Raw genomic sequence first — 10,610 nt, 5'->3', positions numbered from 1 at the left:
GCGGTCGAGCGCACGCTCGAGCGGCCGCGCGGTGCGCGCGGGGGAGCGCGTGCCGGCCGCGAGCTGGTGCAGGCGGATGCGGTCGACCGACGCGTCGCGCGGGTCGACGACCCGGACCCGCGCGCGCGGGGCGAGTCGGTTGGCTGCCATGAGGCCGGCATAGCCGGCTCCGATCACGATCACGTCGTCCATGCCCATTCGACGCGCGAGCGTCGCCGGATGTGACACGGCGCGCCCGATCGATGCCGGCGGGCGGGTCAGTCCGCGTCGACGAAGCGCGCGAGCACCTCGGTGAACACCGTCGGCTGCTCGGCGTGCACCCAGTGGCCGGCACCCTTGATCGTCACTCGCCGCACGTTCGGGAAGCGCGCCTGCATGGGCTCGGCGAACTCGTCGCGCACGTAGCCGGAGTCCGCTCCGGCGATCCACAGCACGGGTCCCTCGTACACCGCGTCGGTCTCGGGGAACCCGCGCAGCACCTCGAGATCGCGCCGCAGCACCTCGAGGTTCGGCAGCCACCGCCAGCCGTCGCCGTCGCGCTGGAGGCTCTGCAGCAGGAACGCGCGCACGCCGGGGTCGGGCGCGGCGTGCTCGAGGGCGGCGGATGCGTCGGCCCGGCTCGTGATGGCGTCGAGGTCGATCGCGAGCATCGCGTCGATGAAGCCGCGGAACTCGTCGGTCGACCGGTAGGCGACGGGGGACACGTCGACGACCGCGAGCCGCTCGACCTGCTCCGGGTGTCGCAGGGCCGCGAGCATCGCCGCCTTGCCGCCCATGGAGTGGCCCACGAGGGCGGTCGGCTCGTCGATGAGGCTGGCCACCGCATCCGCCATCTCGACGTAGTCGAGCCGCTCGGTCCACGCCGAGCGCCCGTGGTTCGGCATGTCGACGAGCGTGACCCGGTGGCGGTCGGCGAGCGCCTTCGCGACCTGCGTCCAGTTCTTCCCCTGGCCGAACAGGCCGTGGCAGAACATCACCGGCGAGCCGTGCTCGCCGAGGCGCGTCGTGTGGAGCTCGGTCATCGCCCCCACGCTACCGGCGGCGGGCGGGTCCGCTCATGGAGCAGGCGCGGCCACCCCGAGGGGTGCCGCGCCTGCGGTCGGTGCGCCGGTCAGCTCGTCGAGCCGGCCTGCGCCGAGGCGGCCTCGCTCTCGCTCGAGCTCGAGCCCTGGCCCTGACCGTGGCCGCTGCTGATCTCCGTGCGGCCGCCGCCCTGCTGGACCTGGATCTTGCGCGGCTTCGCGCGCTCGGCGACCGGGATGGTCAGCGTCAGCACCCCGTGCTCGTACGACGCCTCGATCGCGTCGAGGTCGACGTCGTTGCCGAGGCTGAGCTGGCGCATGTAGCGGCCGGCGGGCCGCTCCTGCGCGAGCCACTGCCGCTGGTCGCCGCCGCCGATCGTGCGCTCGGCCTGGATCGTCAGCGTGCCGGCGTCGACGCCGAGGTCGATCGAGCCCGGGTCGATGCCGGGCAGGTCGACGTGCACGACGTAGTGGTCGCCGGCGCGGTAGAGGTCCATCGGCATCCAGCTCGAGGCGCTCGCGCCGCCGCCGCCGGTCAGCAGCCGTGCTGCCATGCGGTCCATCTCGCGGAACGGGTCGAAAGTCAGTGCCATCGACAACCACCTCCTCCACGTCTGCCGCCGCGCCTTGCGGCGGCCGGTGTCTGTGGCAGCCCCGCGGGGCCTGCCCCGCGGAGCGATCACGAGATTAGCACTCTCACCCTAAGAGTGCCAGCGCATCAGGCTGAGAGTTCCCTCCTACGGCGTCACCTGGCCTCCGGGGTTCGCGACCGGCGGGCACGGGATGTTGTCCATCGGCATGAACGTGACCACGCCGTTCGACGCATCCCACACGATGCCCGGCGACGCGGCGTTGCAGTGCGCCTGCGCCCACGGCTGGCTGATCGGTCCCGAGACGGTGGGGCCGATGTCGCCTGGTGGGTCGACGATCTGGCTGTGGGCGTTCGCGGCGACGGGCCCGGCGAGCACGAGCCCGGCCGCGACGGCCGCGGTGGCAAGGATGCGACTGACCATGATTCCTCCTCGAATCGGATGCGACGAGGCGATCGGCATCTCGGTCGCCCCGCTGGGGTCAGACCCTGGGCGCAGGGTACGCCGCGCGCGCGCCGAGCGGGAGAGGCGACTTCGCGCCGTCGCCGGCCCCTCGGCGGGCGGCGGCTACGCTCCCGCCATGGCCTCGATCACCGTGACGTGCGACCTCGACCGCATCGACCTCGACGTCGTGCACCGGTGGCTGTCGACGGATGCGTACTGGGCGCTCGGGAGGTCGCGGGAGACCGTCGAGCGCGCGGCCGCGGGCTCGCTGAGCTTCGGCGCGCTCGACGACACGGGCGCGCTCGTCGGCTATGCGCGCGTCGTGACGGATCGTGCGACGTTCGCGTGGCTGTGCGACGTCTACGTCGAGCCGGGTTCGCGCGGGGAGGGCGTCGGGTCCGCGCTCGTGCGGGCGATCCTCGACTCGCTCGAGCCGCTCGGCCTGTCGAGGATCATGCTCGCGACCGAGGACGCGCACGGCGTCTACGCGCGCCTCGGCTTCCGCCCGGTCGACCGGCCCGAGCAGCTCATGCGCCTCGCGCCCGGCGGCGCCGACGCCGTGCCTGTCCACGACGAGGCCCGCAGCACCGCGCCGTGACGGCGGGCGCTGCGGGCCTCGTCGGTCTCGCGGCTACCGGCGCGCGTCGGTCGCGTCGACCTCGAACCCCGCACGGTCGACCCGGCGGTGGAACCGCATGCCGGCGAGGCCGCCGAGCACTGCGCCGATGAGCGCGACGATCGCGACGACCACGGCCGAGATGATCGCCGCCGTCGTCGCCTGGTCCTCGGGCAGCGGCAGCGTCGGCATCGAGCCCGGCGGGAGGGCGAAGTTCTGGCCCGCGACGAGCCCGATGAGCGCCGCGATGATCGCGATCACGACCGCCCACACCCAGACCGCGACGCCCTGCTTCGCGCCGTCGAAGCGGGCCATGCGACCCGCGACGTAGCCGCCGCAGTAGTACGCCGCGAACCAGATCGCGAGCAGGATGACGATGCCCCAGATGCCGGTCGCGTCGAGGTTGCGCTGCGCATCTTCGACGACGTCGTCGATGCCGCCCGAGGCCGAGGCGATGAGCGCGGCGATCGCGGCCGCGAGCGCGCTGAGCAGCACGACGGCCCCCGTGGCGGTGAGCCAGCCGAAGAAGGCCGCGCCGATCTTCACGCCGCCGAAGCGCTCGCGCTCGCGCGCGACCACGACCTCGCGAGCGCGGCGCGGGTCGGCGCCGAGGCCGTCGTCCGCGAGTCGCCGCTCGCGCACGTCGGCGACGCCGTCCCCGTCGCGATCGGCGAGGCTGCGCCGCTCGCGCACGTCGGCGACGCCGTCCCCGTCGCGGTCGGTGAGGCTCCCGCGCTCGCGGCGGTCGGCGGCGCCGTCTCCATCCCGGTCGGTGAGGCTCCGCTCGCGGTAGTCGGCCACGCCGTCGCCGTCGCGGTCGGTCAGGCTGCGCCGCTCGCGGTCATCGGCGATGCCGTCGCCGTCGCGATCGCGCCGGTCGGCAGCCGGGGTGTAGGGCTCGCTCCGCCGCGCGGGGTCGTTGGGGTCGGTGGTGCTCATGTCGATCTCCTCCCGTGGGGATCCATCCCGCCGTGATGCGGCCCAGTATCGGCCGCTTCCCGCCGCGATCACCCGTCTCCCAGCGACTGCCCAGCGTTCTAGCCGCCCGCCCGGAGGATCGCGCCTAGCCAACGCGCAGCATCCGGAGTAAACTTGAGTCAACAGCACTCAAGTTCGGGATCAGGAGGACTCGATGGCACGGATGGGCGGCATGATGCCCGGTCACGACGACCAGCAGTCGGCGCTCGAGCAGTTCGGCACCGACCTCACCGCCGTCGCGCGCGCTGGCCGGCTCGACCCGGTGATCGGGCGCGACGAGGAGATCCGGCGCATCAGCCAGGTGCTCTCGCGCCGCACGAAGAACAACCCGGTGCTCATCGGCGAGCCCGGCGTCGGCAAGACGGCGGTCGTCGAGGGGCTCGCCCAGCGCATCGTCGCCGGCGACGTGCCGGAGAGCCTCAAGGGCAAGTCGATCGTCGCGCTCGACGTGAACGCGATGATCGCCGGCAGCAAGTACCGCGGCGACTTCGAGGAGCGCATGAAGAACGTGCTCGCCGAGATCGCGAAGGCCGAGGGCCGCATCGTCACCTTCATCGACGAGCTGCACATCATCATGGGCGCGGGCGCCGCCGAGGGCAGCCAGGGCGCGAGCAACATGCTCAAGCCCATGCTCGCGCGCGGCGAGCTGCGGCTCATCGGCGCGACGACGCTCGACGAGTACCGCGAGTTCATCGAGAAGGACGCCGCGATGGAGCGGCGCTTCCAGCAGGTCTACGTGGGCGAGCCGAGCGTCGAGGACACCGTGGCGATCCTGCGCGGCCTCAAGGAGCGGTACGAGGCCCACCACAAGGTCACGATCGCCGACAGCGCGCTCGTCGCCGCCGCATCCCTCTCGAACCGCTACATCACCGCCCGCCAGCTGCCCGACAAGGCGATCGACCTCATCGACGAGGCGGCGAGCCGGCTGCGCATGGAGATCGACTCGGCGCCGACCGAGATCGACCAGCTGCGCCGCACGGTCGACCGCATGGAGATCGAGCGGCTCGCGCTCAAGCGCGAGCGCGACGACGCCTCGAAGGAGCGCCTCGCCGAGCTCGAGGCGACGCTCGCCGAGAAGCGGCAGGAGCTGCATGCGCTCGACGAGCGCTGGCAGGGCGAGCGCGCGAGCCTCAACCGGATCGGGTCGCTGCGCGAGCAGCTCGACGAGCTACGCGGCCGCGCCGAGCGCGCGCAGCGCGAGGGCGACCTCGAGCGCGCGTCGCGGCTGCTCTACGGCGAGATCCCGCAGGTCGAGCGGCAGCTGAAGGACGCGGAGACCGCCGCGGCCGAGGCCGGCGCGCGCATGGTCGGCGACCAGGTGACCGCCGACGACATCGCCTCGGTCGTCGCCGCGTGGACGGGCATCCCCGTCGGCCGCCTGCTGCAGGGCGAGACGCAGAAGCTGCTCGCCCTCGAGGGCGAGCTCGGCAAGCGCGTCGTCGGCCAGCGCGAGGCGGTGTCGGCGGTGGCGGATGCGGTGCGCCGCACCCGTGCGGGCGTCTCCGACCCGGACAAGCCCACCGGCTCGTTCCTCTTCCTGGGCCCGACGGGCGTCGGCAAGACCGAGCTCGCGAAGGCGCTCGCCGAGCTGCTCTTCGACGACGAGAAGGCCCTCGTGCGCATCGACATGTCGGAGTACGGCGAGAAGCACTCGGTCGCGCGCCTCGTCGGCGCCCCTCCCGGCTACATCGGCTACGAGCAGGGCGGCCAGCTCACCGAGGCGGTGCGCCGCCGCCCCTACTCGGTCATCCTCATGGACGAGGTCGAGAAGGCCCACCCGGAGGTCTTCGACCTGCTGCTGCAGGTGCTCGACGACGGCCGGCTCACCGACGGGCAGGGCCGCACGGTCGACTTCCGCAACACCATCCTCATCCTCACCTCCAACCTCGGCTCGGCGTTCCTCACCGACCCGACGATCGCCACGCACACCGCGCGCGAGCAGGTGATGGCGGCCGTGCGCTCGGCCTTCAAGCCCGAGTTCGTGAACCGGCTCGACGACATCGTCATCTTCGACGCGCTCACCCAGGAGGAGCTCGGCCGGATCGTCGAGATCCAGGTGCACGCGCTCGACCGCCGGCTGCGCGAGCGGCGGCTCACCGTCGAGGTCACGGATGCGGCGAAGCAGTGGCTCGGGGAGCGCGGCTACGACCCGGTGTACGGCGCGCGGCCGCTGCGCAGGCTCATGCAGCGCGAGATCGACGATCGCCTCGCCCGCGCGCTGCTGGCGGGCGACGTGCGCGACGGCGACGCCGTCGTGGTCGACGTCGCGCCCGGCGGCTCGGAGCTGTGGGTCGGGGGCGCGGGCGCCGAGCGCCCCGCGCAGTGGTCGTTCGACGCCGACACGGTCGACGACGTCGACGACGTGATCGACGCGGAGCCGCTCGACGAGCCGTGATGCGCCCCTCCTGATCCTCGAGCGCGGGTGCGGCGGGCGCATCCGCCATGCGGCAGGATCGAGCGGTCGCCGACCGCTCGTGAACCGGAGGATCGATCGTGCCCACCGCGCCGCCCAGCACCCGCGCCGAGGCGGCGGTGCCGCCGCTCGCCGAGGGCCCGCACCGCGCGCGGCTCGGGGTGATCTCGATCGTCGCGTGCCTCGGCGGGCTGCTGTTCGGCTACGACACGGGCGTCATCAACGGCTCGCTCCAGCCCATGAGCGCCGAGCTCGGCCTCGGCCCGCTCGGCGAGGGTGTGGTGACGAGCTCGCTCGTCTTCGCCGCCGCGCTCGGCGCGCTCGTCGGCGGCCGGCTCTCCGACGCGGTCGGCCGCCGCACGATGCTGCTCGCGCTCGCGACGCTGTTCTTCGCGGGCACGCTCGTCGTCGTGGTCGCGCCCGGCCTCGCCGCGGTCGTCGCCGGCAGGGTGCTCCTCGGCCTCGCGGTCGGCGGTGCGTCGACCGTCGTGCCGGTCTACCTCGCCGAGCTCGCGCCGTTCGAGATCCGAGGCTCCTTCTCGGGCCGCAACGAGGTCGCGATCGTCTCCGGGCAGCTCGCGGCGTTCGTCGTGAACGCCCTGCTCGGCAGCGCGCTCGGCCACGTCGAGGGGATCTGGCGCGCGATGTTCGCGGTGTGCGCGCTGCCCGCGCTCGCGCTCTTCGTCGGCATGCTCCGCATGCCCGAGTCGCCGCGCTGGCTCGCCGAGCGCGGCAGGCGGGAGGAGGCGCTCGCGGTGCTGCGCTCGGTGCGGGCGGGGGAGCGCGCTGAAGCCGAGCTCGCGCACATCGAGGCGCGCCTCGAGCGGAGCGCAGTCGAGCCGGCAGGTCGGGCGACCCTGCGCGCGCTGCTCGCCGACCGCTGGCTGCGCCGGGTGCTCCTCGTCGGCGTCGGCGTCGGCGTCGCGCAGCAGCTCACCGGCATCAACGCGATCATGTACTACGGCGCGACGGTGCTCGAGGAGTCCGGCTTCGACCGCTCGGCGGCGCTCGTCGCCAACATCGCACCCGGCGTCATCGCGGTCGTCGGCGGCCTCGTCGCGCTCCGGCTCATGGACCGCGTCGACCGCCGCACGACCCTGCTCATCGGCTTCTCGCTCACGACCGCGTGCCACGCGCTCATCGGGCTCGCGTCCTCCGCGCTCGAGCCGGGGGACCCCATCCGCCCCTTCGTGATCCTCGCGCTCGTCGTCGCCTTCGTCGGCGCGATGCAGACGTTCCTCAACGTCGCGACGTGGGTCTACCTCTCCGAGATCTTCCCGCTCCGCGTGCGGGGGCTCGGCATCGGCGTCGCGGTCTTCGCCCACTGGCTCGCGAACGGCGCGCTCGCGCTCGCGTTCCCCTCGCTGCTCGCGGCGGTCGGCATCACCGGCGCCTTCTTCCTCTTCGCGGGCGTCGGCGCGCTCGCGCTGTGGTTCATCGCCGCCCGCGTGTTCGAGACGCGCGGGCGCTCGCTCGAGGCGCTCGAGGGTGATGTCGCGAGCGGTGCGCTCTTCGCGCGCCGCGGCGCGCGCGGCTGAGCGCAAGCAGCAGGGCAGCGCCCGCTCAATGGAACGGGCAGCGGCCGCCGGTGGTGGTCCGGGGCCGACGGAGCGCGCTCCGCACGATGCCGCCCGAGGCCGGCTTCGTCGGCATGCGCCGACGGTCGACGCCGAGCCCCTCGCCGAGGATCGTCACGCGCGGGTCGCTCATGGCCGCGATCGCGCTCGCGAGCGCCGCGATCGTGACCTTCTCGCCGGGGCAGCGGTGCCCGGTCGACGGGTGGCCGCCCCCCTGCGGCACGAACGCGCCGAGCGCCTCGATCCGCGCCCAGTCGTCGATGCCGACGAAGCGCTCGGGGTCGAACTCGCCCGCCCGCTCCCAGCTCGCGTCGTCGAGGTCGGTGCCGAGCACGTCGAGCAGCAGCAGGCTGCCGGCGCCGACGCGCTCGCCGTCGAGCTCGACGTCGTCGATCGCGCGTGCGGGCAGGAGCGGCACGAACGGCGCCGTGCGGCGGATCTCGTGGGCGAACGCCGTCGCGAGCGGGCCGCCGACGAGCCGGCCCCGCTCGGCGGTCTCGGCCCCGATGCGCTCGCGCCACTCGGGCCGCCCGTGCAGGGCCTTCGCCGCGAACGCGACGAACCGGCACACCGCGATCGCGGGCCGGAACGAGTTCTGCAGCTCGACGCCCGCGAGGCGGGCCGGCAGCAGCTCGCCGGCTTCGTCCCGGTGCCAGGCCCACGCGTGGAGCGCCGTGCCCTCGCGCGCCTCGAGCGCTCCTTCGCGCACCGCCCGCACGAGCGCGGCGGCGTGCCGGTCCGACCACCAGCGGTTGGCCATCGTGCGCAGGAACTCGGGCGAGTAGGGCACGCCGAAGCCGTCGACGATCTGCGCCTGCCGCCGCGCCCAGCGCGTCTTCGCCGCCGCGGTGCCGGGCAGGCCCGCCCAGCGCTGCATCGCGCGGCCGATCGCGCCGACCGCGGCGTCGTACGCCGAGCGCTCCCCGCCCGCGATCCAGTCGGCGAGCTCATCGCCCCACTCGCGCTCGAGGTGCGGCTCGAGCCGCCGCACCTCCGCGTCGTCGTACGCGAGCCCGAGGAAGACGGCCTTGCGATGCCGGTGCGCCGCGCCGTCGAGCGAGTGCACCGAGCCGTGGCCGAAGAGCGACTCCTGCACGACCATCGGCATCGCCCCGTGCCGGCGGACCCTCGCCTCGTCGTAGAACAGCTCGACGCCCTCGCGCCCGCGGACGAGGAGCGCATCGCTGCCGAGCGCGCGCGTGCGCGCAGCGCGGGCACCCGGCCTCGCGCGACGCCAGATCACCTCGCCCGCGTCGTAGCCGCGCGTGAGCAGCAGGATCGCGTCGTCCACGAGGGGGTTCGCCATGCCCCGGACGGTAGCGAGCGCACCTGCGGGCGGCCTGCGCGACCCGATCCTGGCGGGATGTCTGACTCGACTGCTACGGTGGAGGCACTGCGCGAGTCCGACTCGGATGTCGGCTCGCCTGCGTCGTCGAACGCTCCTCTCTCCGCCCGGGCTCCGGGCGTCGATGAACCTTCCACGGCGAACGATCGCGGCCTCCGCCGCGCTCGCCGAACTGCGTCGACGCATCCATCACCACCGCCCGCACATCGCTGCTGGCCGATCCGGATGCGCGCGCCCGCTCACAGAAAGAGCACACCTTGACCGACACCCTCACCACCCCCGAGGTCACCACGACCTTCGCCGAGCTCGGCGTGCCCGCCCGGCTCGTCACCGCCCTCACGGCGATGGACCGCGAGCACCCGTTCCCGATCCAGGCCGACACCCTGCCCGACACGCTCGCTGGGCGCGACGTGCTCGGCCGCGGCAAGACCGGCTCGGGCAAGACCCTCGCGTTCGCGATCCCGCTCGTCGCGCGCCTCGCGGGAGAGCTCGCGGGAGGCGGCCGCCGCAAGGGCCTGCCCCTCGGGCTCGTGCTCGCGCCCACGCGCGAGCTCGCGACCCAGATCGCCGCGACCATCGAGCCGCTCGCGAAGGCCTCGGGCCTCACCGTCACGACGATCTTCGGCGGCGTCTCGCAGCGCCCGCAGGAGGCCGCGCTCCGCGCCGGCGTCGACATCGTCGTCGCGTGCCCGGGCCGCCTCGAGGACCTCATGAACCAGGGCGTCGCCTCGCTCTCGGCGATCGAGATGACCGTCATCGACGAGGCCGACCACATGGCCGACCTCGGCTTCCTGCCCGTCGTGACGAAGATCCTCGACAAGACGCCCCAGTCGGGCCAGCGCCTGCTGTTCTCGGCGACCCTCGACAACGGGGTCGACAAGCTCGTCAAGCGCTTCCTCACCGACGAGGTCATGCACTCGGTCGACGAGGCGAACTCGCCCGTCGCCGCGATGACGCACCACCTGTTCGAGGTCGCGCCCGACGACAAGATGCTGCTCGTGCGCCGGCTCGCGTCGGGCATGGGCCGCCGCATCCTCTTCACGCGCACGAAGCACCAGGCGAAGAAGCTCGCGAAGCAGCTCACCGCCTCGGGCATCCCGGCCGTCGACCTGCACGGCAACCTGTCGCAGAACGCGCGGGACCGCAACCTCGCGGCCTTCAGCGACGGCTCGGTGCGCGTGCTGGTGGCGACGGATGTCGCCGCTCGCGGCGTGCACGTCGACAACGTCGAGCTCGTGGTCCACGTCGACCCGCCCATGGAGCACAAGGCCTACCTGCACCGCTCGGGCCGCACGGCGCGCGCGGGCTCGGAGGGCGACGTCGCGACCGTCATGCTGCCTGCGCAGCGCGGCGACACGATGGCGCTCCTGCGCAAGGCCGCCATCTCGGTGCAGCCCCAGAAGGTGACCGCGGCGTCGGATGCGGTGGACCAGTTGGTCGGACCGTACGCGCCGCACGTCGCCCCGGTGCCCGGGGGCCCCGGCTCCGGCAACGAGATCCAGCAGCAGGGCGGCGGCGGCCGCTCGACCGGCGCGAACGCGCGCCGGAAGCGTGCCGCGCGCGAGGGCGTGGCGGGCTCGGGCGCGCCCCCGTTCTTTTTTCACATATGGCGCCCGCCGCCGACC

9 protein-coding genes are annotated in these 10,610 nt (G+C 73.7%); 4 read left to right on the top strand and 5 right to left on the bottom strand.

Going from position 1 to position 10,610, the window contains the following annotated elements:
* Positions 1-257: 257 nt before the first annotated feature.
* The 3 genes from NWP09_RS08765 to NWP09_RS08755 form a co-directional block, all read right to left on the bottom strand.
* Positions 258-1,022 (bottom strand): alpha/beta fold hydrolase, encoded by a 765-nt coding sequence (locus NWP09_RS08765; protein ID WP_258275137.1) that lies wholly within the window; start codon positions 1,020-1,022, stop codon positions 258-260.
* Between the two features lie 89 nt (positions 1,023-1,111).
* A complete protein-coding gene (locus NWP09_RS08760; protein WP_258275136.1) occupies positions 1,112-1,615 on the bottom strand; it encodes an Hsp20/alpha crystallin family protein in 504 nt (167 codons plus the stop codon).
* A gap of 144 nt (positions 1,616-1,759) precedes the next feature.
* Positions 1,760-2,035, bottom strand: a complete 276-nt coding sequence (locus tag NWP09_RS08755) for a hypothetical protein (RefSeq protein ID WP_258275135.1) — start codon at positions 2,033-2,035, stop codon at positions 1,760-1,762.
* A gap of 157 nt (positions 2,036-2,192) precedes the next feature.
* On the opposite strand from NWP09_RS08755, the gene NWP09_RS08750 reads away from it, so the two are divergent.
* Positions 2,193-2,654, top strand: coding sequence for a GNAT family N-acetyltransferase (locus tag NWP09_RS08750; RefSeq protein ID WP_258275134.1), 462 nt, complete (start codon positions 2,193-2,195; stop codon positions 2,652-2,654).
* Positions 2,655-2,687: 33 nt separating this feature from the next.
* Here NWP09_RS08750 and NWP09_RS08745 read toward each other — a convergent pair whose 3' ends face one another.
* A complete protein-coding gene (locus tag NWP09_RS08745; RefSeq protein WP_258275133.1) occupies positions 2,688-3,611 on the bottom strand; it encodes a hypothetical protein in 924 nt (307 codons plus the stop codon).
* Between the two features lie 193 nt (positions 3,612-3,804).
* On the opposite strand from NWP09_RS08745, the gene NWP09_RS08740 reads away from it, so the two are divergent.
* Entirely contained in the window at positions 3,805-6,045 is a 2,241-nt protein-coding gene (locus NWP09_RS08740) for an AAA family ATPase (RefSeq protein WP_309137111.1), read from the top strand.
* Positions 6,046-6,143: 98 nt separating this feature from the next.
* Positions 6,144-7,601, top strand: coding sequence for a sugar porter family MFS transporter (locus tag NWP09_RS08735; RefSeq protein ID WP_258275132.1), 1,458 nt, complete (start codon positions 6,144-6,146; stop codon positions 7,599-7,601).
* A 25-nt stretch (positions 7,602-7,626) separates the two neighbouring features.
* On the opposite strand, the gene NWP09_RS08730 is transcribed toward NWP09_RS08735, so the two are convergent.
* Positions 7,627-8,946, bottom strand: coding sequence for a cytochrome P450 (locus tag NWP09_RS08730; protein ID WP_258275131.1), 1,320 nt, complete (start codon positions 8,944-8,946; stop codon positions 7,627-7,629).
* A 383-nt stretch (positions 8,947-9,329) separates the two neighbouring features.
* On the opposite strand from NWP09_RS08730, the gene NWP09_RS08725 reads away from it, so the two are divergent.
* A partial coding sequence (locus tag NWP09_RS08725) for a DEAD/DEAH box helicase (RefSeq protein ID WP_258275138.1) occupies positions 9,330-10,610 on the top strand: 1,281 nt, incomplete at its 3' end.

Origin of the sequence: Agrococcus sp. HG114, from assembly GCF_024723325.1 — a bacterium.
In the GTDB taxonomy this organism is placed as follows: Bacteria; Actinomycetota; Actinomycetes; order Actinomycetales; family Microbacteriaceae; genus Agrococcus.
This window is presented reverse-complemented; position numbering and strand designations above follow the sequence as displayed.

Coding starts and splice junctions, on each gene's coding strand:
- NWP09_RS08765 (WP_258275137.1), bottom strand. CDS start 1,022: ATGACCGAGCTCCACACGACGCGCCTCGGCGAGCACGGCTCGCCGGTG.
- NWP09_RS08760 (WP_258275136.1), bottom strand. CDS start 1,615: ATGGCACTGACTTTCGACCCGTTCCGCGAGATGGACCGCATGGCAGCA.
- NWP09_RS08755 (WP_258275135.1), bottom strand. CDS start 2,035: ATGGTCAGTCGCATCCTTGCCACCGCGGCCGTCGCGGCCGGGCTCGTG.
- NWP09_RS08750 (WP_258275134.1), top strand. CDS start 2,193: ATGGCCTCGATCACCGTGACGTGCGACCTCGACCGCATCGACCTCGAC.
- NWP09_RS08745 (WP_258275133.1), bottom strand. CDS start 3,611: ATGAGCACCACCGACCCCAACGACCCCGCGCGGCGGAGCGAGCCCTAC.
- NWP09_RS08740 (WP_309137111.1), top strand. CDS start 3,805: ATGGCACGGATGGGCGGCATGATGCCCGGTCACGACGACCAGCAGTCG.
- NWP09_RS08730 (WP_258275131.1), bottom strand. CDS start 8,946: ATGGCGAACCCCCTCGTGGACGACGCGATCCTGCTGCTCACGCGCGGC.